This window comes from Rhodanobacter sp. OK091 (genome assembly GCF_900142825.1).
Lineage (GTDB): Bacteria > Pseudomonadota > Gammaproteobacteria > Xanthomonadales > Rhodanobacteraceae > Rhodanobacter.
The window spans coordinates 1,956,785-1,981,850 of record NZ_FRCH01000001.1 but is presented as its reverse complement, the minus strand read 5'-3'; the positions used below and the strand labels follow the sequence as shown (position 1 = coordinate 1,981,850).

At 65.2% G+C, this 25,066-nt stretch carries 30 protein-coding genes; 21 read left to right on the top strand and 9 right to left on the bottom strand.

Translation table 11 applies throughout. From position 1 onward, the window contains the following. Positions 1–45: 45 nt before the first annotated feature. From BUA26_RS08920 to BUA26_RS08910, 3 genes are all read right to left on the bottom strand, one after another. Positions 46–2,109, bottom strand: coding sequence for a S9 family peptidase (locus tag BUA26_RS08920; protein WP_072759649.1), 2,064 nt, complete (start codon positions 2,107–2,109; stop codon positions 46–48). 102 nt (positions 2,110–2,211) lie between these two features. Next, on the bottom strand, positions 2,212–3,138 hold the full coding sequence (locus BUA26_RS08915; RefSeq protein ID WP_072759647.1) for a patatin-like phospholipase family protein: 927 nt from the start codon (positions 3,136–3,138) through the stop codon (positions 2,212–2,214). A gap of 138 nt (positions 3,139–3,276) precedes the next feature. After that, positions 3,277–4,308, bottom strand: coding sequence for a class 1 fructose-bisphosphatase (locus tag BUA26_RS08910; RefSeq protein ID WP_072759644.1), 1,032 nt, complete (start codon positions 4,306–4,308; stop codon positions 3,277–3,279). 162 nt (positions 4,309–4,470) lie between these two features. On the opposite strand from BUA26_RS08910, the gene BUA26_RS08905 reads away from it, so the two are divergent. The 10 genes from BUA26_RS08905 to BUA26_RS08860 all read left to right on the top strand — a co-directional run bounded on the left by BUA26_RS08905 (position 4,471) and on the right by BUA26_RS08860 (position 12,826). Then, positions 4,471–5,079 (top strand): DJ-1/PfpI family protein, encoded by a 609-nt coding sequence (locus BUA26_RS08905; RefSeq protein ID WP_072759642.1) that lies wholly within the window; start codon positions 4,471–4,473, stop codon positions 5,077–5,079. A gap of 10 nt (positions 5,080–5,089) precedes the next feature. Further along, positions 5,090–5,293: a hypothetical protein gene (locus BUA26_RS08900; protein WP_072759640.1), complete on the top strand. Its 204-nt coding sequence runs from the start codon at positions 5,090–5,092 to the stop codon at positions 5,291–5,293. Beyond that, positions 5,290–5,931: a glutathione S-transferase family protein gene (locus tag BUA26_RS08895; RefSeq protein WP_072759638.1), complete on the top strand. Its 642-nt coding sequence runs from the start codon at positions 5,290–5,292 to the stop codon at positions 5,929–5,931. The genes BUA26_RS08900 and BUA26_RS08895 overlap by 4 nt, the downstream gene beginning before the upstream one ends. Positions 5,932–6,007: 76 nt before the next feature. After that, complete coding sequence (locus tag BUA26_RS08890) at positions 6,008–6,712, top strand: helix-turn-helix transcriptional regulator (RefSeq protein ID WP_072759636.1); 705 nt, start codon at positions 6,008–6,010, stop codon at positions 6,710–6,712. A gap of 93 nt (positions 6,713–6,805) precedes the next feature. Beyond that, on the top strand, positions 6,806–7,420 hold the full coding sequence (locus BUA26_RS08885) for a ParB-like protein (protein ID WP_072759634.1): 615 nt from the start codon (positions 6,806–6,808) through the stop codon (positions 7,418–7,420). Continuing rightward, a complete protein-coding gene (locus BUA26_RS08880) occupies positions 7,417–9,084 on the top strand; it encodes a SulP family inorganic anion transporter (RefSeq protein WP_072759632.1) in 1,668 nt (555 codons plus the stop codon). The genes BUA26_RS08885 and BUA26_RS08880 overlap by 4 nt, the downstream gene beginning before the upstream one ends. A 14-nt stretch (positions 9,085–9,098) precedes the next feature. After that, positions 9,099–10,877 carry a DUF885 domain-containing protein gene (locus BUA26_RS08875; RefSeq protein ID WP_072760216.1) on the top strand — a complete coding sequence of 593 codons (1,779 nt, stop codon included), beginning with the start codon at positions 9,099–9,101 and terminating at the stop codon, positions 10,875–10,877. A 78-nt stretch (positions 10,878–10,955) separates the two neighbouring features. Further along, positions 10,956–11,348 (top strand): MbcA/ParS/Xre antitoxin family protein, encoded by a 393-nt coding sequence (locus BUA26_RS08870; RefSeq protein WP_072760214.1) that lies wholly within the window; start codon positions 10,956–10,958, stop codon positions 11,346–11,348. Between the two features lie 94 nt (positions 11,349–11,442). Continuing rightward, complete coding sequence (locus BUA26_RS08865; RefSeq protein ID WP_072760212.1) at positions 11,443–12,129, top strand: RES family NAD+ phosphorylase; 687 nt, start codon at positions 11,443–11,445, stop codon at positions 12,127–12,129. Positions 12,130–12,163: 34 nt separating this feature from the next. Further along, a complete protein-coding gene (locus BUA26_RS08860; protein ID WP_072759630.1) occupies positions 12,164–12,826 on the top strand; it encodes an SGNH/GDSL hydrolase family protein in 663 nt (220 codons plus the stop codon). Positions 12,827–12,847: 21 nt separating this feature from the next. Here the strand turns inward: BUA26_RS08860 and phhA are convergent, their stop codons facing one another. Beyond that, complete coding sequence (gene phhA / locus BUA26_RS08855; protein ID WP_072759627.1) at positions 12,848–13,735, bottom strand: phenylalanine 4-monooxygenase; 888 nt, start codon at positions 13,733–13,735, stop codon at positions 12,848–12,850. 141 nt (positions 13,736–13,876) lie between these two features. On the opposite strand from phhA, the gene BUA26_RS08850 reads away from it, so the two are divergent. Genes BUA26_RS08850 through BUA26_RS08840 form a run of 3 tightly spaced genes read left to right on the top strand, consistent with a single transcriptional unit; the run spans position 13,877 to position 16,207 of the window. Next, complete coding sequence (locus tag BUA26_RS08850) at positions 13,877–14,353, top strand: Lrp/AsnC family transcriptional regulator (RefSeq protein ID WP_072759626.1); 477 nt, start codon at positions 13,877–13,879, stop codon at positions 14,351–14,353. Between the two features lie 40 nt (positions 14,354–14,393). Further along, positions 14,394–15,194 (top strand): lysophospholipid acyltransferase family protein, encoded by an 801-nt coding sequence (locus BUA26_RS08845; protein ID WP_072759625.1) that lies wholly within the window; start codon positions 14,394–14,396, stop codon positions 15,192–15,194. Continuing rightward, complete coding sequence (locus BUA26_RS08840) at positions 15,191–16,207, top strand: YheT family hydrolase (protein ID WP_072759624.1); 1,017 nt, start codon at positions 15,191–15,193, stop codon at positions 16,205–16,207. The genes BUA26_RS08845 and BUA26_RS08840 overlap by 4 nt, the downstream gene beginning before the upstream one ends. A gap of 6 nt (positions 16,208–16,213) precedes the next feature. Here the strand turns inward: BUA26_RS08840 and BUA26_RS08835 are convergent, their stop codons facing one another. From BUA26_RS08835 to BUA26_RS08815, 5 genes are all read right to left on the bottom strand, one after another. After that, positions 16,214–16,828, bottom strand: a complete 615-nt coding sequence (locus BUA26_RS08835; protein WP_072759623.1) for a 2OG-Fe(II) oxygenase — start codon at positions 16,826–16,828, stop codon at positions 16,214–16,216. Between the two features lie 30 nt (positions 16,829–16,858). Further along, a complete protein-coding gene (locus BUA26_RS08830; RefSeq protein ID WP_072759622.1) occupies positions 16,859–17,071 on the bottom strand; it encodes a DUF3820 family protein in 213 nt (70 codons plus the stop codon). 19 nt (positions 17,072–17,090) lie between these two features. Next, positions 17,091–17,513 carry a VOC family protein gene (locus tag BUA26_RS08825; RefSeq protein WP_072760211.1) on the bottom strand — a complete coding sequence of 141 codons (423 nt, stop codon included), beginning with the start codon at positions 17,511–17,513 and terminating at the stop codon, positions 17,091–17,093. A gap of 87 nt (positions 17,514–17,600) precedes the next feature. Then, positions 17,601–18,404 (bottom strand): class I SAM-dependent methyltransferase, encoded by an 804-nt coding sequence (locus BUA26_RS08820; protein ID WP_072759621.1) that lies wholly within the window; start codon positions 18,402–18,404, stop codon positions 17,601–17,603. A 96-nt stretch (positions 18,405–18,500) separates the two neighbouring features. Further along, positions 18,501–19,976, bottom strand: a complete 1,476-nt coding sequence (locus BUA26_RS08815) for an AAA family ATPase (RefSeq protein WP_072759620.1) — start codon at positions 19,974–19,976, stop codon at positions 18,501–18,503. Between the two features lie 102 nt (positions 19,977–20,078). Between BUA26_RS08815 and BUA26_RS08810 the strand changes: the two genes are divergently transcribed. From BUA26_RS08810 to BUA26_RS08775, 8 genes are all read left to right on the top strand, one after another. Beyond that, the gene (locus BUA26_RS08810) at positions 20,079–21,167 is read left to right on the top strand and encodes a PQQ-dependent sugar dehydrogenase (protein WP_072759619.1); all 1,089 of its coding nucleotides are present in this window, start codon (positions 20,079–20,081) and stop codon (positions 21,165–21,167) included. 173 nt (positions 21,168–21,340) lie between these two features. After that, positions 21,341–21,634, top strand: coding sequence for a GIY-YIG nuclease family protein (locus tag BUA26_RS08805; protein ID WP_072759618.1), 294 nt, complete (start codon positions 21,341–21,343; stop codon positions 21,632–21,634). A gap of 80 nt (positions 21,635–21,714) precedes the next feature. Continuing rightward, positions 21,715–22,338 carry a YbhB/YbcL family Raf kinase inhibitor-like protein gene (locus tag BUA26_RS08800; protein WP_072760210.1) on the top strand — a complete coding sequence of 208 codons (624 nt, stop codon included), beginning with the start codon at positions 21,715–21,717 and terminating at the stop codon, positions 22,336–22,338. Positions 22,339–22,465: 127 nt separating this feature from the next. After that, entirely contained in the window at positions 22,466–22,621 is a 156-nt protein-coding gene (locus tag BUA26_RS08795) for a DUF1328 family protein (RefSeq protein ID WP_008439533.1), read from the top strand. A 53-nt stretch (positions 22,622–22,674) separates the two neighbouring features. After that, on the top strand, positions 22,675–23,037 hold the full coding sequence (locus tag BUA26_RS08790) for an ElaB/YgaM/YqjD family protein (RefSeq protein WP_072759617.1): 363 nt from the start codon (positions 22,675–22,677) through the stop codon (positions 23,035–23,037). 23 nt (positions 23,038–23,060) lie between these two features. Beyond that, entirely contained in the window at positions 23,061–23,540 is a 480-nt protein-coding gene (locus BUA26_RS08785) for a hypothetical protein (protein WP_072759616.1), read from the top strand. Then, entirely contained in the window at positions 23,537–23,872 is a 336-nt protein-coding gene (locus tag BUA26_RS08780; protein WP_072759603.1) for a hypothetical protein, read from the top strand. The genes BUA26_RS08785 and BUA26_RS08780 overlap by 4 nt, the downstream gene beginning before the upstream one ends. Positions 23,873–24,006: 134 nt before the next feature. After that, entirely contained in the window at positions 24,007–25,056 is a 1,050-nt protein-coding gene (locus BUA26_RS08775; protein WP_255368248.1) for an AI-2E family transporter, read from the top strand. The last annotated feature ends 10 nt before the right edge of the window (positions 25,057–25,066 follow it).

Sequence of the window (25,066 nt, the reverse complement as noted above, 5' to 3'; positions counted from 1 at the left end):
TCCATTCCGGCACGGGCGCCGGAATGGACCCACTGCTTCGGGCGATCAACCGCCGGCGGGCAGGTATTTCTGGAACCAGCCAAGCGCCCGCTGCAGCACGTCGCGCTGATGCGCGGGATCGATGAAGCGATGGCCCTCATTCGGGTACACCACCAGCGAGGTGGTCACGCCATGCGCGCGCAGCGCGTGCCAGTACTCGAACGACTGCGGCGCAGGGCACTCGGCGTCGCGGTCGCCGACCACGATCAGCGTCGGCGTCTTCACCTGCTTGATGAAGTTGATCGCCGAACTCTTCGCGTACACCGCCGGATCGTCGTACACGGTGGCGCCGAAGAACGGCGGCATCCACTGGTCGATCAGGTTCTCGCCGTAATAGCTCTGCCAGTTCGAAATGCCGGCACCGGCCACCACGGCACGGAAGCGCTGGGTCTGGGTCGGCGCGAACATGCTCATGAAGCCGCCGTAGCTCCAGCCGGTGAGGCCGAGCCGCTTGTCGTCGATCGGCACTTTCTTCTCCACCGCGTCGACGCCGGCGAGGATGTCGCGCAGGTCGCCGTAGCCGAAATCCTTGCGGTTGGCCTGCACATATTTCTCGCCCTGGCCGAAGCTGCCGCGCGGGTTCGGCTCGAACACGAAGTAACCCAGTGCGGACAGTGGCGCGGCACCGTAACCCACGCCCGGCCAACGTGGAATCACCGCGCTCGACGGTCCGCCGTGCACCACCACGACCATCGGGTAGGTCTTTTTCGGATCGTAGTTGGCCGGGTACAGCAGCCAGCCCTGGACATGGAAACCCTCATTGTTCCATTCGACCGATTCGGCCTTGCCCCAGGCCGGCTTGAGCGCGGCGTTGAACGAAGTCACCGCGGCCGGTGCGGTCTGGGCCAGTGCGCCGGCATGCACTTCGGAGGCCATGGCGTACGAGCTCTGCACGAACGCGAGATGCTGACGGTCGCTGGACAGCGAAACCGCCATCGAAGCGCTGCCATCGCTGAAGCTGGCCGGCACGCTGAAGTGCACGTTCCGCTGCTGTGCCTGCGTAGCCGACACCGCGTAATCCGCCAGCTGGCTCTGGCCGTTGCTGACCTGGCTGACCAGCATCGACTGGGGCCCGGTCCAGCTCAGCCACGCCGGCGTGACGTGGATGCCGGGGGTGAGATCGGTCAGCGTGCCGCCGCCGGCCGGGACCGCGTAGATGTCACCGCCGGTGGCGCCTTGATCGCTCATCAGGCCACCGATGAAGGCGATCCGCGTGCCGTCCGGCGACCAGCTCGGCAAGGCGATCTGCAAGCTGTGCAGGGAGCCACTGTTGCGGTTGGTCGGGTCGACCAACAGCGTGGCGGCCGCATCTGGCTTTGCCGATTGCGCGTAGAGCTTGGCGATCCACCAGTTGTTGTCGCCGGGTGGCTGGGCGGCGGTGTAGGCGACCCGCGTGCCGTCCGGCGACCAGTCGAACTCGTAGGCGTACATGCCGGCCGGAGTCAGCTCATGCAGAGTGCCGCTGGCCACGTCGACGCTGGCCACGCGCTGCACTTCCACGCCGGTGACGCCGACTTCACCGGCCGCGGGCTTCGCCGCGGCCAGCGCGCTGGCGCGGCGGGTGGCGCCGGCGACGTACAGGAAACCGAGCGACTTGCCGTCGCCGGTCCAGCGCAGTGTGTGTGCGTAACCCGGCAACCGGGCCAGCCGCGCTGGCGCTTTGTCGCCCTGGCCGGTGTCGGCCAGGTAGATGTCGTTCTGCATCACCTTGGTGCTGGTCAGGTCGTCACTGCAGTTGGACACGAAGGCGAGATGGCGCGAATCAGGCGCCCATGCGATGTCGGATTCGGCACAGCTGCCGGGTTTGGCGGCCGCACTGATGCGGCGGGCGTGGCTGCCGTCGGCCGCGGCCACGTCGATCGACGACTTGCCCTGTCGCTCGATTACCCAAGCCAGCTGTTTGCCATCCGGCGAAATCGCCGCGGCCTCGATGTCCTGCGCCTTGCCCAGCTCGCTCAACAGCTGTTCGATGCGCGGGTCGACGCCGGGTGAGGCGGCGAACGCGCCGGGTGCCAGTGCGACGGTTAGCAACGGCAGTAGCAAGGCGGGCAAGTGCGAGCGTTTCAACATGGAGGGACTCCGGCGCAGGGAATCCACACGCTACAACCAGATGTTCGCAAGCGCCAAGTGCAGGACGGCATGCAGGTCAGTCGCGCAGTCCCGGGATGCGCGTCAATGCAAAGGCGTCGCCGCCGCGGTCTGCTGGCGTGCCGCGGTCATCGCCGCGAGCTTGGCGCGGATGGCGGGAATCGCCGCCAGTGCCGCTCGCTCGCCTTCGAGGATCGCCTGGTTCTTCTGCTCGAAATCGGTCGGACCGATGCCGCCGAGGCTGGGCCGGATCACCACATCGGCGCGCGCGGTCTCCTGCGTGCCCAGCTGCTGGCCCATGATCGCGATGGTCTGGCCGACGATGTTCATCATGCCTTGCGGATTGCTGCCGCTGGGCTTGGTCGAGATGTCCACGGCGATCACGAAATCCGCGCCGAGCTGGCGCGCCGCATCCACCGGTATCGGACTGACCACGCCGCCGTCGACGTAATGCTTGCCGTTGATCGCTGCCGGCTCGAACACGCCGGGAATGCTGGAGGATGCGCGCACCGCCTGGCCGGTATTGCCGCGCACGAATACCGTGCGCTGGCCGGTTTCCAGTTGCGTGGCGACGGCGGCGAACGGGATCTTCAGCTGCTCGATCGACTGGTGGTGCAACAGCTGGTTGATGTAATCCTGCAACGCCCGACCCTGCACCAGACCGCCGGAGAACAGCCGCACGTCGCGTATCTTGCCCTCATCCAGGCCGAACGCGGTTTCCTGCAACGCGAACGCATCCATGCCGCTGGCATACAGCGCACCCACCACGCTGCCGGCGCTGGTGCCGGCGACCACATCCGGGTGGATGCCGCTGGCTTCCAGCATCTTGATCACGCCGATATGCGCAAACCCTTTCGCGGCGCCGCCGCCGAGCGCGAGCCCGATTTTCAACTTCATCGGCGCCGGCGGGGACACGATGGCCGGCGGCGGGACGGTGGGCTTGCTGCCTCCGAAACAGGCACTCAGCGCGAGCGTGGCGAGCAGCGGCAGCAGAAAGCGGCGGAAAGGCATGGGCGGTGTGTCGCGCAGAAGAGGGTGGATGGGGTGTGAGTCTATGGCCGACTCATGGCGCGACCGGGGCGCGCAACGGGCCGTGCGCTTGCTCTTCTCGCCGAGTTCCTTCCCTGCTTGCAGGGAAGGAACTGCCCATCAGTTCTGCGCGCCGTCCGCTTCGCGGTGGTAATGCGTGGCCAACTCGACCTCCTGTTTCGAGCCGAGGAACACGGGCACGCGCTGGTGCAGTCCGGTCGGCTGCAATGCCATGATGCGCTCGCGCCCGGTGGTCGCCGCGCCGCCGGCCTGTTCGATGATGAAGGCCATCGGATTCGCCTCGTACATCAACCGCAGCTTGCCGCCCTGCTTGAGGATCTTCGCGTCCAACGGGTAATAGAACACCCCACCGCGAGTCACGATGCGATGCACGTCGGCCACCATCGAAGCGACCCAGCGCATGTTGAAGTCCTTGCCGCGGGGACCTTCCTTGCCGGCCAGCAGTTCGCCTATGTAGCGCTGCATCGGCGGCTGCCAGTGGCGCTGGTTCGACATATTGATGGCGAACTCGCTGGCGGTTTCGGGGATCCGGATCCCGCGCCGGCTCAGCATGAAGCTGCCCACCTCGCGTTCCAGCGTGAATTCGTGCGTGCCATGGCCGAACGTCAGCACCAGCACGGTGGCCGGGCCGTACACCACGTAGCCGGCGGCCAGCTGGGTGGTGCCGGGCTGCAGGAAATCGGCGGCCTTCGGTTCGGTCACGTTGTCGGGGCAGCGCAGCACCGAGAAGATCGTGCCGACCGAGATGTTGACGTCGATGTTCGAGCTGCCGTCCAGCGGATCGAACAACAGCAGATGGTTGCCCTTCGGATAGCCATCCGGAATCTGCTGCGGGTCTTCCATCTCCTCCGATGCGCAGGCGGCGAGGTGGCCGCCCCAGGCATTCGCTTCCAGCAGGATCTCGTTCGAGATCACGTCCAGCTTTTTCTGCGCCTCGCCCTGGATGTTCACGCTCAGCGCCTCGTCGCTGCCGGCCATGCCCAGCACGCCGCCGAGCGCACCCTTGCTGGTGGCCACCGCGATGCGCTTGCACGCGCGGGCGACCACTTCGATCAGCAGTGAAAGCTCGGCGTTGATGTGGCCGGCGCGGCGTTCCTCGATCAGGAACTGAATCAGCGAGATGGGCTTCATGTCGGGTCCGTCGGAAGAATGGCGCATTGTCCCGGCTCCGGCTGAACAGCGCCAGCACGGTGCCGATGGATGGCCCGACCGGTCACACATCGGACCGACTACTGACAGCACGTTGGCAGCAGGGGGCAGCCAAGCTGTACCTCCATAGCGGAGGGATACGACATGCGCGATACGGTTTACTTCCTGGTGTTCGACGGGTTTGCCGACTGGCAGGCCGCGCTGGCGTTGTGCGAGATCCGTCGCCCTGGCGACTGGCAGGTGCAGACGGTGGGTTTCTCGCGGGCGCCGGTGGTCTCGATGGGCGGCCTCGATGTGAAGCCGGAGTTGTCGTTGGCGCAACTCGAAGCGGAGCGTGCGGCGTTGCTGATCGTGCCTGGCGGCCATCTATGGCAGCGCGGCGAAGGCGAGCCGGCGGTGGCGGCGATCCGTCAGGTGCATGCGGCCGGCGCACCGGTGGCCGGTATCGACAGTGGCGTGCTGGCGCTGGCCCGTGCCGGTTTGCTCGATGATTGCCGCCACACCGGCAACTGGGCCGGCCAGATCGCCAGCCAGGTGCCCGGCTACGCCGGCAGCGATCAATATGACGCCAGCGTGCTGGCCGTGAGCGACGGCGGCACGATCACCGCCAGCCATCTCGGCAGCGTGGAGTTCGCCCGCGAGGTGATCCACACGCTGGATCTTTACAGCCCCAGCGATCGCGAACATTGGTACCGCCTGTTCAAGCATGCCCAGCTGCCGCCATGGTGCGTCGGCGAAGCGATGGCCGCATAAGGAAACGAGCATGCATCCGATCCTGCACCGCGCGCTGAAGGCGTATCGTCCGCTGTACCTGCATGGCCTGCTGCGGGATGGGCAAAACCACTTGCCTGCAGGCGATGTCCCGAAGGAATCCTCGGCACCTGCACGTTCAATCCGCCCGCGCATGCTGCTGCTTGCGCTGACCGGCCTGCGTCATCACCTGTTTTCCAAGCGGAACTCGCCATGACCACCACCAACACCCCACCACGCGTCACGTTCTTTCATGCACCGCAGAGCCGCTCCGGGGGCACCCGCGCGCTGTTCGAGGAGCTCGGCGTCGACTACGACATGCACGTGCTGAGCCTCAAGGCCGGCGAGCAGCGCCAGCCGGAATACCTTGCGATCAACCCGATGGGCAAGGTGCCGGCGATCCGCCATGGCGACGCCTTGATCACCGAGCAGCCGGCGGTCTTCATGTATCTGGCCGATCTATACCCCGAGGCGAAGCTGGCGCCGCCGATCGGCGATCCGCTACGCGGGCCGTATCTGCGCTGGATGGTGTTCTACGGCTCGTGTTGCGAACCGGCGGTGCTCGACAAGGCGATGAAGCGCGAACCGGCACCCCTCTCGACTTGCGGATACGGCGACTACGACACCGTACTCAAGACCATCACCGACCAGTTGGAAAAAGGCCCTTACCTGCTCGGCGAAACCTTCAGTGCGGCCGATGTGTTGTGGGGTTGCGCACTGAACTATTTCACCATGTTCAAGCTGGTGCCGGAGCTGCCGGTGATCCGTGCGTACATCGACCGGGTGACATCGCGACCCGCGATGCAACGCGCAGCGGCGGCGGATGCGGCACTGGCCGCCGCGCAGGCGGCCTGATTCCGATCAGGTTCGATGCAATGAGTCGTGACATTCGGCGCTGTTCGCCATTGCCCGTCTCGGCGATGATGTGCGGATGCGTCGAGCCGATCGCCTGTTCCTCATCATCCACGCCTTGCGCGGTCGCCGCACCGCATTGCGGGCGCGCCAGCTCGCCGAGACGCTGGGTGTTTCCCTGCGCACGGTCTATCGCGACGTGGCCGACCTGCAGTTGTCCGGCGTACCGATCGAGGGCGAGGCGGGCGTCGGCTACGTGTTGCGCAAGGGTTCGGACATCCCTCCGCTGATGTTCACCGCCGACGAGCTCGAATCGCTGGTGGTCGGCACGCGCTTCGTGCGCGCATTCGCCGGCGTCAAACTGGCGGCGGGCGCGCAGACCGCGTTGATGAAGATCGAGGCGGTGCTGCCGCCGGAACTGCGCGAGCGGTCGGCGCGCACGCGCATCTATGCACCGGTGTGGCGGGACGAACACAAGCTGGCGTTCGCGGCGCGGATCGATCGGCTGCACGCGGCGATCGAGGCGCGCCAGGTATTGCAGCTCGCTTATCGCGACGAGGCGGGCAGCATCAGCACGCGCGAGGTCGAACCGCTGTGTCTGGCGTTCTGGGGTGGCAAGTGGACGCTCGGCACGTGGTGCCGGCTGCGTGAGGATTTCCGCAACTTCCGTCCCGATCGCATCGACGAACTCACCGAGACCGGTGAGCTGTTCGACGAATTGGATGGCCGCAATCTGGACGCCTACCTGCTGGCGATGCGCGGCTACTACGCTGGCATGGAATAGTCGAACGTCGCAGAAAATGCTGTGTGACAGACGCCACCGCTGCCCGGCTCGGGTACGCTCGGCAGCACTGCGTCTGTCCGAAGGAGTCGTGCGATGTCGTCAGGTCTGCATCACCCGTTGTTGTCGGTCGCTCCGGCCAAGCTGCGGCCGACCCAGTTGACTGTCGGCAAGGCCGAGGTCGCGAGCAAGCGCGCGGAGTGGGAAAAGCTCGGCCGCAAGAAACGCAAGGAACTGATCGAGGCGCACTGGTTTCCCGGAGTGCTGGGGCCGAAGCAGCGCGTCTATATCGTCGACCACCACCATCTCGGCCTGGCCCTCCTGGAAGAAGGCGTGAAGAGCGTGCCGGTGATGATCCAGCGCGACTTCTCCTGGCTGGAGCCGGATGTGTTCTGGCGCACCATGGAATTCAGCCGCTGGGCGCATCCGTATGACCAGCACGGTACCCGCACCGATTATGCGTCGATCCCGGCCAGCCTCGGCGACATGGCCGATGACCCTTACCGCACGCTCGCCGCACGGGTGCGCGTGGCCGGCGGCTGCGCCAAGGACGCTACGCCGTACGCGGAATTCCTGTGGGCGGATTTCTATCGTCGTCGCCTGCAGCTGCCGGGCGGCAAGATCAGTGCGAAGGTGCTGCAGCAGGCCTTGCTGATGGCGCATAGCCATGACGCAGCGTACTTGCCGGGTTGGAGCGGGATGATCGAATGAGCGCCGGCCCGGCACCTGCCATCAGGTGGGGCTCTGCGCCCGGCGCCGACGTACTGGCCGGGTTGTCGATCGCCGGCCTGCTGCTGCCCGAGGCGGTGGCGTATTCGGGCATTGCCGGGTTGCCGCCGCAGGCCGGTGTGATCGCGCTGCTGGTCGGTCTGGTCTGCTACGGCCTGCTCGGCCGCAGCCGCTATGCGATCGTTTCGGCCACCTCGTCCTCGGCGGCGGTGCTGGTTGCCGGAACATTCGCACTGGCAGGTCCGATGGGCGCGTCGCGTGTGGCCGTGGCGGCGACCCTGGTGCTGCTCACCGGCGGTTGCTTCCTGGTCGCCGGGGCCGCGCGCCTCGGCGGGCTGTCCCATCTGATCGCGCGGCCGGTGCTGCGCGGCTTCGCTTTTGGCCTGGCCTGCGTGATCGCGCTGAAGCAGCTGCCGAACCTGTTCGGGTTGCCGGCCTTGCATGGCGACTTCGTACCGCTATTGCTCATGACGCTGTTCAAATCGATCGATCAGATTCAGCCGGTCACGATGGGCGCCGGTGTCGCCGCGCTGCTGCTGCTGTTCCTGTGCGAGCGGGTGCGCCGGTTGCCCGGCAGCCTGGTGGTGATCGTACTGGGTGTGGCGGCTTCCGGCTGGCTGGCACAGCACGGCGTGACACTGACCGGTGCGATCAATCTGATCCCGGACTGGTCACTGCCTGTATGGCCCGCAAGCAGCCAATGGGTACCCAGCATCGAACTGGCCGCGGCCTTGCTGCTGGTGTTGTACGCGGAGTCCTACGGCGCGATCCGCACGTTTGCGCTGAAGCACGGTGATCCGGTCGATCGGGATCGCGATCTGCTGGTGCTCGGTGTGGCGAACGCGTTGTCTGGCCTGCTGCACGGCATGCCGCTCGGTGCGGGCTATTCCGCTACCTCGGCGAACGAGGCGGCGGGTGCACGCTCGCGGTTGGCCGGCCTGGTCGCCGCCGGCAGTCTGTTGTTGATGGTATGGCTGCTGCTGCGCTGGATCGAACGGATTCCCGCGCCCGTACTGGCGGCGATCGTGATCCACGCGGTGAGCAAATCATGGCGACTGGCGGTGTTCAAGCCGTATCTGCAATGGAGGCGCGACCGGCTGGTGGCGTTGGCCGCGGTACTCGCGGTGCTCACGCTCGGCATTCTCAACGGCCTGTTGGCGGCTATCGCGTTCAGTCTGGCGATGCTGCTGCGCCAGTTCGCCACGCCGCGCCTCAGCGTGCTTGGCCGGCTCGATGGCGGCCACGATTTCGTCAGTGTCGAACTGCACCCGCAGGCAGCGGAGCCGGAAGGCGTGCTGATCCTGCGGCCGGAGGAGCCGCTGTTCTTCGCCAATGCGGAATCGGTGCTGGCGTTGGCGCGCCAGCAGCTCAAGCGCCGTGCCGGCATCCGGGTAGTGGTGCTGAGCCTGGAGGAATCGCCCAATCTGGACAGCACGGCGCTGGAGGCGCTGGCTGATTTTTCGGTCTGGCTGGGCGCTCGCGACATCACGCTGCGCGTGGCACGATTGAAGGACACCGTGCGCGAGCTGCTGCTGCGGGCGGCACTACCCCAGCTTTCGCCACAAACGCTCAACTTCTGGAGCGTGGAAGATGCCGCCGCAGCGGCTGCACCCGCGCCGCAACCGACAGGGAAACATCTGCAGTGAAGATCATCACGGGCATGCCATGGCTGCTGCTGGGCGCCGCGCTGCTGGCCACACCGGCGTGGGCCGCGCAGGACGGCAACGCGCACTTCAAGCACATCTACACCACCGAATGGGCATGGCGTACGGGGCAGGCCGGGGTCAGCGCGTCGGGCGAAGCACAGCCGAACAACGGCCGCCTCGACGCGGTCGACGCGGCCAGCCAGCAGCAGCGGCTGGATTACTGGCAAGGCGTGCTCAAGCAGCTCGACGGCATCGACGCGGCGCAACTGTCGCCAGCCAACCAGATCAACTATGCGATCTATCGCGAACAAATCGGCAACTTCGCGGCCAACCAGCAATTCAAGAACTGGCAGATGCCATTCAACAGCGATTCCGCGTTCTGGTCGGATATCGGCTACGAGCTCGGCGCCGACCGTTTGCGCACCGCCGACGACTACAGCCGATACCTCGATCGGCTCGGCCAGATTCCGGCGTACATCGATCAGCAGATCGCCAACATGCAGCTCGGCTTGCAACGCGGTTTCAGCGTGCCGCGCGAGGTGCTCAAGGGCCGCGATGTATCGATCGCCGCGGTAGCCGAGTTGAAGGATCCGACCCAGAGCGGCTTCTATGCGCCGTTCAAGCAGCTGCCGGCGTCGATCCCGGGCGACCGGGCGCAGGTATTGCAGGGCCGCGCGTTGCAGCTCGTTCGGGACGAGGTGATCCCGGCCTATGCAAAGCTGCTGACGTTTTTCCGCCAACAGTACGTGCCGCAGGCGCGTACCACGCTGGCCGCCGAGGCGTTGCCGGACGGCAAGGCGTTTTATCGCCAGCAGATCCACGAGTACACCACGCTGGACCTGGGACCCGACGCGATCCACCAGATCGGCCTCGGCGAGGTGGCGAAGATCCACGCGCAGATGCTGGAGGTGATGAAAGACAGCGGTTTCAACGGTAGCTTTGCGGAGTTCCTGCAGTTCCTGCGCAGCGATCCGCAGTTCTACGCAAAGACACCGGACGAGCTGCTGATGCGCAGCGCCTGGGTGGCCAAACAAGTGGACGGCCAGATGGGCAGATACTTCGGCCATCTGCCGCGCCAGCGTTTCACCATCCGGCCGGTGCCGGACGATATCGCGCCGTACTACACCTCCGGCCGCGGCGGTCCGGACGTCTATCTGGTCAACACGTATGACCTGCCATCGCGGCCGCTGTACAACATGCCGGCGCTGACCTTGCACGAGTCCTATCCGGGTCACGCGCTGCAGTTGGAGCTGGCCGACGAGCAGCATGGCCAGCCGGAATTCCGCCGCAACAGCTACATCTCCGCCTACGGCGAAGGCTGGGGCCTGTACTCGGAATACCTCGGCAACGAGATGGGCATCTACCAGACGCCTTACCAGCGCTTCGGCTACCTCACTTACCAGATGTGGCGTGCCTGCCGGCTGGTGGTCGACACCGGCATCCACCATCTGGGCTGGAGCCGCCAACAGGCGATCGACTACCTCACCGTCAATACCGCACTGTCCGCACGCGAGATCGCCAATGAAGTCGACCGCTACATCAGCTGGCCCGGTCAGGCGTTGTCGTATGAACTCGGCTACCTGAAGATCCTGGAACTGCGCGCCAAGGCGGAAAAGGCGCTGGGCGCGAAGTTCGATATCCGGCACTTCCATGACACCGTGCTGTCGACCGGCTCGGTACCGCTGCCGGTGCTGGAGCAGCGGATCGACCGTTTCATCGCCGAGGGCGGTACGGAGCCGGATTTTGGCTGCGATTGCGCAAAAGGCGACAAGGCCCCGCCGCCGGCACCTTGAGGACCGGGTTGATCAAGAATTGACCACACTCCTTCCGTGGAGTAAATTGAAGATCGACTTCACATGGAGAGTTTCCGCATGTTGGCCCAGCCGCTGTCAGAAACCGCCCCCGCCGGCGAGCTCGGCGGACCGGCGCTGCGCACTTTCTTCCGCCTTGCCGACCAGTGGAAGCTGCGCATCGCGGAGCAGCGCAAGCTGCTCGGTGACCCACCGGAGTCGACGTTCTACAAGTGGAAGCGCCAGCAGGCCGGCACGCTCGGTCGCGACACGATCGAGCGGATCAGTTATCTGCTCGGCATCTGGAAGTCACTGCAGATCCTGTTCCCCGATCCGGAGCAGGCCGACGCGTGGCTGCACAAGCCGAACCAGGCGCCGCTGTTCGGCGGCCATTCCGCGCTGGAGCGCATGCTGTCGGGCAACGTCGCCGACCTGTATGTGGTGCGCCAGTATCTGGATGCGCAGCGCGGTTGAGTGAAGTGTGCGCATGGTCGCGACCGGCGAGACGGGCGCGCGACATGCTTGGTTCCCGCTTTTGCACGCCGCTTCCGCCCGCCACGGACTTCCGATGCCGACCACGTTGCCACCGATCAAGCGCATTCGCTGGACTCACGCGTACCGCATCGTGCCAAGCCGCTTTCCGCCGATCGGGGTGTACGACCGCATCGCCGATCCGGCGGATCTCGACGCATTGTTCGCGATCGAGGCGCTGACCAATCCGCGCCTGCGCGAGGAAGCCGGCGCGCTGGAACTGGTGCCGCGGGAGCGCCGCATCAGCGGGCCGGGTTCCACCCCGGTGATGGCCGCGTTCACCCATCTCAATCCCGACGGCAGCCGTTTTTCCGACGGCAGCTGGGGCGTGTTCTATGCCGCGCACAGCGTCGCCACTGCGGTCGAGGAAACCGTGTATCACCGCGAGCAATTCCTCGCCGCTACCGCCGAGCCGGCGTGTGACGTCGAGATGCGCTGCTACTGCACCAGCATTGCCGGCAAGCTGCATGATCTGCGTGGCGGCTGGCCCGAGGCGCAGGATCCGGACAGCTACGCCGCCAGCGTGGCACTGGCGCGACAGCTGCGCACGGCGGGTTCCAACGGCATCGTCTACAACAGCGCCCGCCATGCGGGCGAATGCGTGGCCGTTTTCTATCCGGACCTGGTGGCGCCGTGCGTGCAGTCCGAGCACATGATTTATCGCTGGAACGGACAACACATCGCGATGGTGCTCAAGGTGTCGGCGCTCCCGCGTCCGCGGTAATCTCGGGGCTTGCTCCCGAGACGACGGTGGAACCATGAAACGACTGATCATCCTGCTGTTCGCGTTGCTGCCGCTGCTGGCGCAGGCACGCGAGAACGATCATGCGCAATGGAATTCGGCCATCACCGCGTTCGAGGCTGCCGACCGGGCACATGCACCGGCACCGGAGTCCATCCTGTTCATCGGCAGCTCGTCGATCGAGCACTGGAAATCGCTGGCGGCGGATTTCCCGGAAGTGAAGGTCATCAACCGCGGCTTCGGCGGTTCGGTGATCAGCGACTCGACCTTTTTCGCCGATCGCATCGTGGCGCCCTACCATGCACGCGCCATCGTCATGTACGCGGGCGACAACGACCTGCAGGAAGGCAACAGTCCGGAACAGGTGCGCGACGATTTCGCCGCCTTCGTGCGCAAGGCGCGCGCGGTCGATCCCGGCGTGCCGATCGCCTTCGTCGCGATCAAACCCAGTATGGCGCGCGCCGTGCTGCTACCCCAGATCCGTCAGGCGAATGCGCTGGTCCGGGCGTATGCGGCAACACAAAAAGACGTGACGTACCTGGATGTCTTTACGCCCATGCTCAAGGACGGCGCGCCGCAGCCTGATCTTTTCGGGGAAGACGGCCTGCACATGAACCGCAAGGGCTATCTGTTGTGGATCGGCATCATCAAGCCGTGGGTGGATGGGATACTGCACTGACCACCCTTGTGGCAGGGTCGCTCAGGTATCCGCGCCCGTCGCCCAGCCTTCGCGATCGCCACGGGTGAATACGCGATCGTCATCCAGCACATCACCGGCGGCGTGCGCGGGCAACTCGCGCAGCTTCGCGTAGATCGGCGTGAAGTCCGGATGCGTCGCCTCGAACAGCTGGTCGAAGCTGTCGATCACGAAATAGGTCTGCTGGTAGGTGTCGATGCGGTAGCGCGTGCTCATCACGCGCTCGAGGCCGAAGCCGATGCGGTTCGGCGAGGGCGAATCCAGCGAGTAGATCGACTCGCCCTTGGAGCTGACGATGCCGGCGCCGTAGATGCGCATGCCTTCGCCGGTGTTGATCAGGCCGAACTCCACCGTGTACCAGTACAGCCGCGTGAGGTTCATCAGCGCTTCGGGGCCGATGGCGAACGCCTTCATGCCGCCGCGGCCATAAGCCTGCATGTAATCGGCGAACACCGGGTTGAGCAGCAGCGGTACGTGGCCGAACAGGTCGTGAAACAGATCCGGTTCGCTGAGGTAGTCGAGCTGGTCGGGTCTGCGGATCCACCAGCTGACCGGAAAACGGCGATTGGCCAGGTGATCGAAGAACACCTCGTCCGGCAGCAGGCCTTCCACCGCGACCACTTCCCAGCCGGTGGCGGCGCCCAACACCTTGTTCAATTCGGCGAATTTGGGAATGCCGCCATCGCCCAGGCCGAAGCGTTCCACGCCGGCCATGAACTCCTTGCAGGCCCGCCCGGGCAACAGATCGCGCTGGCGCTGGAACAGCGTGTCCCATACCTCGTGGTCGGTCTTGCTGTAGCTGGCCCACGGCTGGTCGACCACACCGGTGGCGTATACCGGCACATAACCACGGTCGGTCTGCTGGTGTTCGACTTTGCGTGGCGTATCCATGGCGAGCTCCGGAGCGGGATGTGCTGATCAGCTGCAAGCTTACGGCGGTTTGCCTGCATGAAGCTTGTTTTATTGCCAGGATTCCCACCACGAATGCACTATCATTGCGAAAATAGGGCAAATGTCGGAGGTTTATTGCGCATGACGACACTGGACCGCACCGACCTGCGCCTGCTCGCCGTACTGCAGAGCGAGGGCCGCATCACCAATGCCGAGTTGGCCGAGCGGGTCAGCCTGTCGCCGTCGGCGTGCCTGCGCCGGCTGCAACGGCTGGAGGCGGACAAGATCATCACCGGCTACGCGGCGCAGATCGACCCGCAGGCGGTGGGCCTGGGCCTGCAGGCGTTCGTACGGGTGCAGCTGACCAGACATGAGAGTGCGACGATCGAGGGCTTTGTCGAGCACGTCAATGAGTGGGAGGAAGTGGTCGCCTGCCACGCGCTGACCGGCGACATGGATTATCTGCTGCATGTCTACGTGGCCGACCTCAAGGATTTCTCACGCTTCCTGCTCGATCATCTGCTGAACGCGTCAGGGGTCGCCGATGTCAACTCCAGCTTCGTGCTGCGCACGGTGAAACGCTCGCCGTCGCTGCCGCTGAGCCAGCTCGAACGTTGAGCGGCGCAGCTGCGTCAACTAACGCTAAACTAACTGACTGATGAGCATAGACACCGCCACTGTCTCCGAACGTGACCCGCTGCGCCCGTTGCGCTATCTGTGGCGCGTGCCGCTGCTGCTGCTGCACATCCTGCTGGGCATCCTGCTGTGTTCGCTGATCCTCAGTTGGAATCAGCATGTGGTGATGAAGAACGGCGAGGAGCCCTTTGCGCACCGGATGATCCGCTGGTGGTCGACCCAATTGCTGCGCGTGTTCGGCATGCGTTCGGTGCGTTTCGGCGAGCCGCTGGCCGATCCGGTGCTGTTCGTCGCCAATCACACCTCATGGATCGACATCGAGCTGCTGCACAGCCAGCGCGCCGCCTGCTTCGTGGCCAAGGCCGAGATTGCGCGCTGGCCGCTGGTGGGCTGGATGGCCGCAACCGGCGGCACCATCTTCCATCGCCGCGGCAGCAATCATTCGCTGTCCACGGTGATGCAGGTGATGGTCGAACGGCTGCACGGCGGCCGTTCGGTGGCGGTGTTCCCGGAAGGCGGCACCGGCTACCACGGCGTGCTGAAGACATTCCACGCACGCATCTTCCAGGCCGCGCTGGATGCCGGGGTGGCGGTGCAACCGGTGGCGTTGCGTTTCGCCCGTGATGGCCGTCGCGTGATCGATACCGGCTTCCGCGAGAACGAGAGTTTCGTGCACAACATCGTGCGCCTGCTGGGCGAGGCGCCGGTGGATGCCGAGGTGCATTTCCTCACGCCGGTGCCGGCCAGCCCGGACGCGCGCCGGCGCATGGCCGAGCTGTCGCGCGAGCGCATCGGCGCGGCGCTGGAAGACCGACCGGAATGAACCTGCCGTACGGAAAGGACTTCCGTCCGCCCTGGCCGCTGCGCAGCGGCCATATCCAGACCATGCTGTCGTCCAGCGGCGTGCGCCGCATGCTGCTGCCGCGCGCCGCGCAAACGGTGATGCAAGGTGCCGAGCCAGTGGTAGTCGACGGTGGCGGCGGCGTGCGTCTCACCGGTGCCTACACCGCGCAGAAGATTCGGCCGCAGTCGCGCGGCCTGGCTGTGCTGTTTCATGGCTGGGAGGGCAGCGTCGATTCCACCTATGTGCTGCAGACCGGTAGCCGCCTGCTCGCCGACGGCTGGGACATTTTCCGGCTGAACTTCCGCGACCACGGTGACAGCCATGGGCTCAACGAGGCGCTGTTCCACTCCTGCCGCATCGACGAGGTAGTGCATGCGCTGGGCGACATCGCGCAGCGCTGGCCGGCTCGCACCATCGCACTGGCCGGATTCTCGCTGGGCGGCAACTTCGCGTTGCGCGCCGCGATGCAGACCGCACGCGTCGGCATTCCGCTGAGCTACGCGCTGGCGGTGTGCCCCATCATCGATCCCAGCGAAGGCCTGTTCTCGCTGGAAGAATCCGCGCCGTGGTTCTACCAGGCCTACTTCATGCGCAAGTGGCGGCACTCGCTGCAGGCCAAGCAGAAGGCGTTTCCGCAGCACCAGTATTTCGAGATGTCCGAGCTGAATCAGAACCTGCGCGGTCTCACCGAGGCGATGGTGTTGCGGCATACCGACTTCCCGTCGCTGCAGCAGTATCTCGACGGCTATTCGGTGGCCGGCGATGCCATGCGGGCGCTGCAGATCCCAGCCACCATCCTCACCGCCAAGGACGATCCGGTGATCCCGGTCGACGCCTTCGAGAAACTCGAACTGCCGCCGAACGTGGAGCTCGACATCGCCGACTACGGCGGCCACTGCGGTTTCATCCGCGGCTACGGCATGACCAGCTTCACCGACGACTACATCGCGGCGCGCTTCAACGCGGTGGCGGACAAGGCCGCGCTAGCCTGAGTACGGTCAGAACATCGAGCCTGGCGTGCGCTGCCGCATCCAGCACGCGATGCTCATGCGCTCACGCGTGGCCGGCAGCACCTCGTGTTCGAACTGCGCCGAGAGAAACAGCAGCAAGGTTCCGGCGTGCGGAAAGACGTCGCGCGAAGAACCATCGGCCAGATAAAGCCGCAACGCGCCTCCGTCGGCCGTCTGCCATGCCTCGTTGAGATAGAACACGGCCGACACCACCCGGGCATCGCTGTCGCGCAAGCGATCCAGATGACGCGAGTAGCCGGCACCGGGCGGATACACGGCGTAGTGCGATTCGCATTCGACCAGCCCCAGCATCAGCTCGCGATTGAGCACCATCCGAAGCGCGTCGATGCGATCGGTGAACACCTGCTGCGGCGCGCTCAACGCATCGGCCTGGAACCAGTGCGTGCTGTCGCCCCGCAATGGCGTGGCCGTACGCAAGGCGCCGACTCTGGCAGGCGTCAGCTGGTGCGCCGCGCGCATGGCGCGACACTCGTCGGCGAGCGCTTGTGTCCGCGCGGACGAAAGAAAGTCCGCCACCACGCACCAGCCTTCGTTGGTCAGTGCGGTGGCGATGTCATGGAACGGAGACGGATGGGTATTCATCGGGCGCCAGTGTAGCGACGCGTGGCCGTGTCAGCGCTTGCGCAGCGGATCGAGCAGCGACGACAAGCCGTTGTGGTCCAGTTCCAGCATCAGCGCCAGCAGCCGGCCCAGCTCGCCCTTCGGAAATCCCTTGCGCGCGAACCACGCGAGATATGCGCCAGGCAGGTCCGCGATCAGCCATCCCTGATACTTGCCGTATGGCATGCGCACGCTCACCAGCTTGGGCAGGTCTTCCGCTTCCATCGTTATCGCTCCCGCCGCGCTACTTCGCGAACAACCGCGCGCGATCCGCGAACGCCTTGAACTCCAGCGCATTGCCACAGGGATCGAGCAGGAACATCGTGGCCTGCTCGCCCGGATGGCCTTTGAAGCGGATGTGCGGTTCCACCACGAACCGGATGCCGGCTGTCTGCAGCCGCTCGGCCAGCGCCTGCCATGCATCCATCGAAAGCACCACGCCGAAGTGGCGCACCGGCACGTCGTCGCCATCGACGTCGTGCGCAGGCATCGTACGTGTTTCCTCTGGCGCCAGGTGGGCCACGATCTGGTGGCCATGGAAATCGAAGTCCACCCAGCTGTCGCTGGAACGGCCCTCCGGGCAGCCGAGCAGGTCACCGTAGAACGCGCGGGCGTTGCTCAGCGAGGTCACCGGGAAGGCTAGGTGGAAGGGTGGCAGTTCATGCATGGTTTGATCCGACAGCAAGAATGGGCAGCTCTGTGGTGGATGAGAACTAAGTATCGCCAGCTCAGGAACATGCGGAGAGCCAGCCTCCTACGGCTTCACAAACCTCAACGTCATCCGATCCGACTCGCCGATGGTCTTCATCTTCGCGTGTTCGCTGTCCGGTCCGGCCAGATCCGGCGGCAGGCGGTGCACGTTGATGTCTTCCGGATCGGTGGGGTTGGCATTGATCTCCGACACGCCGGCCACGCGGAAGCCCGTCTTGAGCCCGAGCGCGATCAGGTAATCCTCGGGCAGGCGGTGCAAGGCCTTGGCGCTGTCCACGGCGTCGGCGAACGGTTTGGCGCGATGTTCGGTGATGCCGAACACGCCGCCGGATTTGAGCACGTGGAACGCGGCCTGAAACACCGCATCGAGAGTGGCCGGGCTGTGATTGAGCCAGTCATGTGTGTTGCGGAAGGTGAGCACCATGTCGGCCGAGTTGTCGGCGCCGAGGTTGACCTGATACGGAGGTGCGAACGGGACGACCTTGGCGATGTGCCCGTACACCGTCGGGTCGGCCTTGAGCTTGGCGGTGAATTTGGCTGCCGTCGTTGGCGCGGCTTCGATCAGGTGGCCATGCGCGTAAAGGAAGGGCGCGAGGATCTCGGTGTACCAGCCGCCGCCGGGCGACAATTCGATCACGGTCATGTCCGGCTTGATGCCGAAGAATTGCAGGGTTTCGAGCGGATGGCGGTACTGATCGCGCGCCCGGTTGGCAGGTGAGCGCCATGGCCCATTCACCGCTTGTTGCAGTGCCGTCGTCGTGCTGTCGGGCGTGGCGGCAGCGCTGGCGGCGGGGAGCAGCAATGTCACGATCAGCGGGATAAGCAGCTTGCAGGTGCGACGAAACATGATTCGACCCTCCTGGCGATGGGCGTTCAAGACTACGCCGAAACAGGGTGCTGGGTCAGAACCGTATTAGCGTTGCGCAGCGCGGCTTGAGATCGCTCAATCCGCTGCCACGCATCGCCCCTGGGCCCACGCTCGCAGCGCCTCCACCTGCTCGTGCATCAATACCGATAACGGCCGCGTCTGCTTCAGCGCATTGAACAGGGTTGCCTGATCCGGCGGCGCGCCGCTGCCGGCCGCATCGTAGAGTGAGCTGACGATGGTCTGCTCGATCTCGGCGCCGGAGAAACCGTCGCTGGCAACGGCGAGCGCGGGCAGGTCGAAGCCGGCGAGGTCGAGCTTGCGGCGGGTGAGGTGCATCGCGAAGATCTCGCTGCGCACCGAGGCCTGCGGCAGGTCGACGAAGAAAATTTCGTCGAAGCGACCCTTGCGCAGCAGTTCGGCGGGCAGCTCCTGCACCGCGTTGGCGGTGGCGACGACGAACACCTTGGCCTTGCGTTCGGCCATCCAGGTCAGCAGATAACCGAGTACGCGGCGCGACACGCCGCCGTCATCCCCGCCGCCGGCGAGGCCTTTCTCGATCTCATCGATCCACAGCACGCAAGGCGCCAGCAGTTCGGTGCTGCCCAGCGCGTCGCGCAGGTTCTTCTCGGTCTCGCCCTGGTATTTGTTGTACAGCGTGCCGAAGTCCAGCCGCACCAGCGGCACACCGAAGCCGCCGGCGATCGCTTTCGCGGCGAGGCTCTTGCCGCAGCCCTGCACACCGAGCAACAGCACGCCCTTGGGCGGATCGAGCGTCGGCGTGGCGGACGGATCGAGGAACACCGCGCGTCGGCGCTGCACCCATTCGCGCACGCGGCTGACGCCGGCGACGTCGGCAAAGCTGGCGGTGGCGTATTCGTAGTGCAGCAAACCGGAGCGGTTGAGCAGATCGAACTTCGACTGCATCAGCTCGGGCAGATCCTGCGGGCCGAGCGCACCGTCGTTGTAGATCAGCTTGCGCACGATGCGCCGCGCATCCGGCGCGGACAGGCCGAGCAGGTTGCGCACGATGGTGCGCGCAGCGTCGTTGTCCACTTCGATCTTGCGGCCCTGCTCGCGCTGCCAAGCCGCCGCTTCGCCGCGCATGATGCCGGCCAGTTCCTTGATGTCGGGCAGCGACAGCGGCACACGCAGAGCCAGTGCTTCGAGTTCCTCGGGCAACTCGATCCTGGCACCGACCAGTACGATGGTGTGCGCGGCCGAGCGTTGCCGCTGCACGATCTCGCGTATCTGGCGCAGGCTCATCGCATAGCGCAGCAGGCCGTGGAAATCGAACATCAGGTAGATGCCACGCTCGCCCTGCGCGCGGATCGCGTCCAGCGTGGCGGTGGCGTCCGGCGCGATCTCGCCATCGAGCTGCGCAAAGTCGAGGCGGCTCAGCCCGTCTGTCAGCGTCCAGCGCCACAGTGGATGCAGCGATTGCGCGATCACATGGCGGAAGCACTCGATCACGCGTTGCTCGTCCACCGTCTCGATCACCAGCAGCGGCGTGGCTGCGCGCACCAGCGTGGTGAGGTCGTCCAACTCGCTCATATCGTCCCCTTGCGAAGGACGCTACGTTAGCAGAGCGGTCGTGCTTCCCGCTTCACGTTCGCGGATATACGCTGGACGTTCCCCACGTCGAGGAGTGTCGCCATGCGCTTGCTGCTGTCGTTGTTGCTGGCTGTTTCGTCGCTGCCGGTGCTGGCTGCGTCGCAACTGGACAAGCTGAGCCTGCCAAAGGGTTTCCATATCGCGGTGTATTCCGATCAAGTGCCGAACGCGCGGGAGATCGCGCTGGGTGCGAAGGGCACCGTATTCGTCGGTTCCAACGACGCCGGCAAGGTCTATGCGCTGACCGACACGAAGGGCGATGGCCATGCCGACAAGGTTCGCGTGATCGCCAGCGGGCTGGAGCTGCCGGTAGGCGTGGCGTTCAAGAACGGCGACTTGTACGTGTCCGCGGTGAGCCGGATCTATGTGCTGCGCGATATCGAGCAGCATCTGGATAATCCCCCGAAACCCGTCGTGGTCACCGACAAGCTTCCCAGCGAAACCCATCACGGCTGGAAGTTCATCGCATTCGGTCCGGACGGCAAGCTTTACGTGCCGATTGGCGCGCCGTGCAATATCTGCGATCCGGCCCCGGCCCATGGCAAGCTGACCCGCATGAATGCAGACGGCTCCGGCATGGAAGACGTGGCGCGCGGCATCCGCAACACCGTCGGTTTCGACTGGCAGCCAGGTACGCGGCACTTGTGGTTCACCGACAACGGCCGCGACCTGATGGGCGACGACATGCCCAGCGACGAATTGAACGAGATCACCCGCCCGGGCGAGCACTTCGGTTATCCGTACTGCCATCAGGGCGACACGCTCGATCCCGAATTCGGCAAGGGCAAGAGCTGCAAGGACTACGTGCCGCCGGTGCTGAAGCTGGGCGCGCACGTGGCCTCGCTGGGCATGCGCTTCTACGAGGGCAAACAGTTTCCGCCCAGCTACAAGGGCGCGATCATTGTCGCCGAGCACGGCTCATGGAACCGCACCAAGAAATCCGGCTATCGGGTGATGACGGTACGCTTGGCCGGCAGCAAGGTGCTGTCGTACGAACCGCTGGTCACCGGCTTCGAGCAGGACGAAAGCGCCTGGGGCCGCCCGGCCGACGTACAGCCGCTGCCGGATGGCAGTGTGCTGGTGAGTGATGATCTTGCGGGGGCGGTGTATCGCGTGACGTACAAGCCATGAGTCTGACCGTGTCATTCCTGTGTTGCTGCGAAGTGCGATGACCAGCTTCGCTGTTGTGAAGCGATTCCGGCCTTCGCCGGAATGACGACCGTGGGATGATATTCGCGGGGTCTGCCTTTTTTTCGTCATTCCGGCGAAGGCCGGAATCGCTTTTCCCCACGAGAGTCAATGCCATGGACAGGCGACAACCCTGCGTCTACATACTGGCAAGCAAGAAGAACGGTGTTCTCTACGTTGGTGTTACCAGCGACTTGGCCAAACGCATCTGGCAGCACAAGAACGATGTGGTGGAGGGCTTTACCAACCGCTACGGCGTGCATACGTTGGTGTGGTACGAGCTTCACCCGATGATGGAGTCGGCGATCCTGCGCGAGAAGTCGCTCAAAGGTTGGAAGCGTGCCTGGAAGATACGACTGATCGAAAGTGAGAACCCCGAATGGGGCGATCTGTATCCAACTATTCTGTAACCGAGTGGTCAGTGACGCTGTTGAAATGCGATTCCTGCCTTCGCAGGAATGACGAGATTTGAAGTTAGACGGAGATGGTCATGCAACTACGCAGCGACAATTTCGAAAACGGTCGGCCGATTCCCGCCGAGTTCGCCTTCGGCAAGCAGGCGCAGCCGTTCGCGCTGTCGGACAACCGCAGTCCGCACTTGGCGTGGAAGGACGCGCCGTCGGCCACGCGTTCGTTCGTGCTCACCTGCGTCGACCCCGACGTGCCCAGCAGCGGCGACGACGTGAACAAGGAGGGCCGCACGGTGCCGGCGGACCTGCCGCGGGTGGATTTCGTGCATTGGCTGATGGCGAATATCCCGGCCGAATGCGGCGAGCTGGCCGCCGGCGCCTGCAGCGACGAAATCACCCCTCGCGGCAAGCGTGAGCCGTTCGGGCCGCCGGGCAGTGTGCAAGGTGTGAACGATTACACCGGCTGGTTTGCGGGCGATCCCGAGATGGATGGCGAATATCTCGGCTACGACGGACCGTGTCCGCCATGGAACGACTCGCTGCTGCATCATTATCACTTCAAGCTGTATGCGCTCGACGTGGCATCGCTGCGATTGGTCAAGGGCTTTTCGCTGATCGAACTGCGCGCGGCAATGGTCGGCCACGTGCTGGACGAGGCTGAGTTGATCGGCACCTACAGCCTCAATCCGGCGGTATCGGGCTGAGCAAACGTCGGCTTGGCGTGCATGGCGGCGCCGGCTCTCTTCACGCTCGCATGGCGTGGGCTATGGGTGAATGGCGGTACGCGGATCCCCGACCGCGGTTGCCCTTCATGACAAAGAGGATGCCCCGATGCTCCATTACGCCCTGGTTTTTCTGGTCATCGCCATTATTGCCGCCGTACTGGGTTTTGGCGGCATCGCCGGCGCCGCCGCCGGCATCGCCAAGATCCTGTTCATCATCTTTCTGATCCTGGCGATCATCGCGTTTTTCCGCCGCGCCAGTTGATGGTCGTATGCTGAAGCCGATTGCGCCATAGTGATTCCTTTCCGGAGCAAGCAATGAACAAGCAGGTAGAGAACCCAGAGCCGACCGCCGCCAGCCGCATCGACGAGCGTGCCGAACGGATCAAGCAGGCCACCTCGCATGCCGTGGCCAGCACCAAGGAAACGGTGGAGCGTGCCGCCGACCAGGTCGAAGAAGGCCTGCATCGCGCCACCGACAAAGCGGCCGACGCCGCCAACCGCGCGACCGACAAGGCCGCCGAAATCAGCGAGCGCGGCCGCGAGGCCTACGACCAGACGATGGACCGCGCGGATGCCTGGCTGGAACAGGCGCGCGATTACGTGCGCGAGAAGCCGGTGCAGTCGGTTGCGATCGCGCTGGGCGCCGGCTGGTTGCTCGGCCGCATTCTGCGACGTTGAGCCACACGACGGCGGAGCAGGGAATGCACGACGAGGGTGAATCACCCCGCGAAGCGACGGCGCCGGATCCGGCGCCGTCGTCGTCTGGGCTGCTGGCCGAGATCGGTCAGCTCGGTCGCGCGGTCAAGCGCCTGTTCGGTGCGCAGCTGCATCTATTGGCGGCGGAACTGGGGCTGGCGCGCAGCGCGGTGTCATGGATGCTGCTGGCGGCTCTGGCCGCGACGGTGGCCGGTGTGGGTCTAGGGCTGACCGTACTGGGCCTGCTCGGCGTGGTGCTGGCGGCCTGGTTCGGTTCGTGGATCTGGTCGTTGCTGACGCTGGCTGTGCTGCAGGTGTTGTTCCTGTCCGGCTCGATCCTGCTGTTTCGCCGCTGCATGCACTGGATGAGCTTGCCGGTCACGCGCAGCGAATGGAATGCGATGATGCGCGACACCTTGCGCAAGGCCGAGGCCGAGGTCGCGGCGGAAAGCAGGCAGGACAACGAGGAGGAGGGTCGGCCGTGAGCGTTTTCGATCAGTTCGCAAAGGTGCAGGCCGCGCAACTGCGCATGAGTGCGGCGCGGCAGGCGCTGAGCACGCCCGCGGCAGCGCTGCTGGCGCGCGGGCATGCGTATCCGTTGACGACCGTGGGGGCGGCGGCCGGCGCCGGTTTTGTGCTGGGCAGCCTCAACGTGCATCCGTTGCGGGTGCCGGGCATGGGTCCTCTGCTCAGTGGTGGATTGGCCGACGCGGTGGCCTTCGGCACGCGCTTGATCGCCGAGCTGGGCGCGGCGGGTCTCGCCGGCGCCGGACGGGACGCCCACGCAGCCGATGCGGAAGATGGCGAACGCTCATGAGCGAGCCGGAACGGTTCCCGCCATCCGCTGATGTCGTTGGTGACGACAGCGTGGGGCCGCCGACCCCTAGCGGCGAGGTCGCGCCGGGCTATCCGCCGCGACCGCTGGCACGCGGGTTGCAGACGACACGCGGGATGCGCCGGCATCTGCGGGCGATTCGCCTACTGTTGAACGTCATGCTGTTTCTGGCGCTGATGTACACCATCACATTGACCAAGGCGCTGCTGATTCCGCTGGTGCTGGCGGCTTTCCTGGGGCTGGCGCTGAATCCCATCGTCGCCGCCGGCGCACGTTTTCACCTGCCGCGCTGGTTGACCGCCAGTGTGCTGATGATTGGCCTGATCGTCGGTATCGGCAGCGGTGTCGGGTTGCTGGCGCAGCCGGCGATCGGCTGGTTTCATGGCGCACCGGCGGCCATCAGGAGTTTTGTGCCGAAACTCAGGAGCCTCACTCAGCCATTGGAGGCGGCGAATCGCGCCACCCAGACTCTGGTCAGCGGCAGCAATTCCGTCCGTGCCTCGACAACCGGCCAACCGGCGCCGATGTCGATCAGTGCCTGGGACGTTGTCTCGACCACGCCGAAAGTGCTGGCCGCGGTGCTCAGCGTGATGCTGCTGGTGTTCTTCTTCTTGATCTACGGTGACACCATGCTGCGCCGATTGGTGGAGATCACGCCCGGCTTTGCCTACAAGCGGCACGCGGTGACGATCGTGCGCGGCATCCAGACCGAGGTGTCGCGCTACCTGCTCACCGCGCTGCTGATCAATGCCAGCCTGGGCGCACTCACGGCGGGCATGCTATGGCTGTACAAGGTGCCGGATCCCTTGCTGTGGGGCGCGGTGGCGATGTTCGCCAACTTCATTCCGTACGTCGGCGCGATCGTCACCACCACGCTGCTGGCGGTGGTGTGCATGCTGTATGCGAGCGATGCGAGCCTCAATGTGTTTCTGCCGGTGCTGACATTCGCCGGCATCGTTGCGGTGGAAGGCAACCTGATCACGCCGATGATCCAGGGCGCCAGCATGCGGTTGAGCCCGATCGCGATTCTGCTGTGGCTGCTGGTATGGGGCTGGCTTTGGGGCATCCCCGGCGCGCTGCTGGCGGTGCCGATGCTGACCTGCACCAAGCTGATCGCCCAGCGCGTGCGCAGCTGGCACTGGTTCGCGGTGATCGTGCAGCGCTGAGGATAGTCGG

Excerpts from the sequence above, each read along its gene's own strand:
- BUA26_RS08845 (WP_072759625.1), top strand. The coding sequence starts at position 14,394 with ATGAGCATAGACACCGCCACTGTCTCCGAACGTGACCCGCTGCGCCCG.
- BUA26_RS08900 (WP_072759640.1), top strand. The coding sequence starts at position 5,090 with ATGCATCCGATCCTGCACCGCGCGCTGAAGGCGTATCGTCCGCTGTAC.
- BUA26_RS08805 (WP_072759618.1), top strand. The coding sequence starts at position 21,341 with ATGGACAGGCGACAACCCTGCGTCTACATACTGGCAAGCAAGAAGAAC.
- BUA26_RS08785 (WP_072759616.1), top strand. The coding sequence starts at position 23,061 with ATGCACGACGAGGGTGAATCACCCCGCGAAGCGACGGCGCCGGATCCG.
- BUA26_RS08825 (WP_072760211.1), bottom strand. The coding sequence starts at position 17,513 with ATGCATGAACTGCCACCCTTCCACCTAGCCTTCCCGGTGACCTCGCTG.
- BUA26_RS08820 (WP_072759621.1), bottom strand. The coding sequence starts at position 18,404 with ATGTTTCGTCGCACCTGCAAGCTGCTTATCCCGCTGATCGTGACATTG.
- BUA26_RS08795 (WP_008439533.1), top strand. The coding sequence starts at position 22,466 with ATGCTCCATTACGCCCTGGTTTTTCTGGTCATCGCCATTATTGCCGCC.
- phhA (WP_072759627.1), bottom strand. The coding sequence starts at position 13,735 with ATGGATACGCCACGCAAAGTCGAACACCAGCAGACCGACCGTGGTTAT.
- BUA26_RS08830 (WP_072759622.1), bottom strand. The coding sequence starts at position 17,071 with ATGGAAGCGGAAGACCTGCCCAAGCTGGTGAGCGTGCGCATGCCATAC.
- BUA26_RS08895 (WP_072759638.1), top strand. The coding sequence starts at position 5,290 with ATGACCACCACCAACACCCCACCACGCGTCACGTTCTTTCATGCACCG.
- BUA26_RS08775 (WP_255368248.1), top strand. The coding sequence starts at position 24,007 with ATGCGCCGGCATCTGCGGGCGATTCGCCTACTGTTGAACGTCATGCTG.
- BUA26_RS08860 (WP_072759630.1), top strand. The coding sequence starts at position 12,164 with ATGAAACGACTGATCATCCTGCTGTTCGCGTTGCTGCCGCTGCTGGCG.
- BUA26_RS08880 (WP_072759632.1), top strand. The coding sequence starts at position 7,417 with ATGAGCGCCGGCCCGGCACCTGCCATCAGGTGGGGCTCTGCGCCCGGC.
- BUA26_RS08920 (WP_072759649.1), bottom strand. The coding sequence starts at position 2,109 with ATGTTGAAACGCTCGCACTTGCCCGCCTTGCTACTGCCGTTGCTAACC.
- BUA26_RS08905 (WP_072759642.1), top strand. The coding sequence starts at position 4,471 with ATGCGCGATACGGTTTACTTCCTGGTGTTCGACGGGTTTGCCGACTGG.
- BUA26_RS08885 (WP_072759634.1), top strand. The coding sequence starts at position 6,806 with ATGTCGTCAGGTCTGCATCACCCGTTGTTGTCGGTCGCTCCGGCCAAG.
- BUA26_RS08865 (WP_072760212.1), top strand. The coding sequence starts at position 11,443 with ATGCCGACCACGTTGCCACCGATCAAGCGCATTCGCTGGACTCACGCG.
- BUA26_RS08890 (WP_072759636.1), top strand. The coding sequence starts at position 6,008 with ATGCGTCGAGCCGATCGCCTGTTCCTCATCATCCACGCCTTGCGCGGT.
- BUA26_RS08915 (WP_072759647.1), bottom strand. The coding sequence starts at position 3,138 with ATGCCTTTCCGCCGCTTTCTGCTGCCGCTGCTCGCCACGCTCGCGCTG.
- BUA26_RS08875 (WP_072760216.1), top strand. The coding sequence starts at position 9,099 with ATGCCATGGCTGCTGCTGGGCGCCGCGCTGCTGGCCACACCGGCGTGG.
- BUA26_RS08835 (WP_072759623.1), bottom strand. The coding sequence starts at position 16,828 with ATGAATACCCATCCGTCTCCGTTCCATGACATCGCCACCGCACTGACC.
- BUA26_RS08810 (WP_072759619.1), top strand. The coding sequence starts at position 20,079 with ATGCGCTTGCTGCTGTCGTTGTTGCTGGCTGTTTCGTCGCTGCCGGTG.
- BUA26_RS08790 (WP_072759617.1), top strand. The coding sequence starts at position 22,675 with ATGAACAAGCAGGTAGAGAACCCAGAGCCGACCGCCGCCAGCCGCATC.
- BUA26_RS08800 (WP_072760210.1), top strand. The coding sequence starts at position 21,715 with ATGCAACTACGCAGCGACAATTTCGAAAACGGTCGGCCGATTCCCGCC.
- BUA26_RS08910 (WP_072759644.1), bottom strand. The coding sequence starts at position 4,308 with ATGAAGCCCATCTCGCTGATTCAGTTCCTGATCGAGGAACGCCGCGCC.
- BUA26_RS08870 (WP_072760214.1), top strand. The coding sequence starts at position 10,956 with ATGTTGGCCCAGCCGCTGTCAGAAACCGCCCCCGCCGGCGAGCTCGGC.
- BUA26_RS08840 (WP_072759624.1), top strand. The coding sequence starts at position 15,191 with ATGAACCTGCCGTACGGAAAGGACTTCCGTCCGCCCTGGCCGCTGCGC.
- BUA26_RS08815 (WP_072759620.1), bottom strand. The coding sequence starts at position 19,976 with ATGAGCGAGTTGGACGACCTCACCACGCTGGTGCGCGCAGCCACGCCG.
- BUA26_RS08850 (WP_072759626.1), top strand. The coding sequence starts at position 13,877 with ATGACGACACTGGACCGCACCGACCTGCGCCTGCTCGCCGTACTGCAG.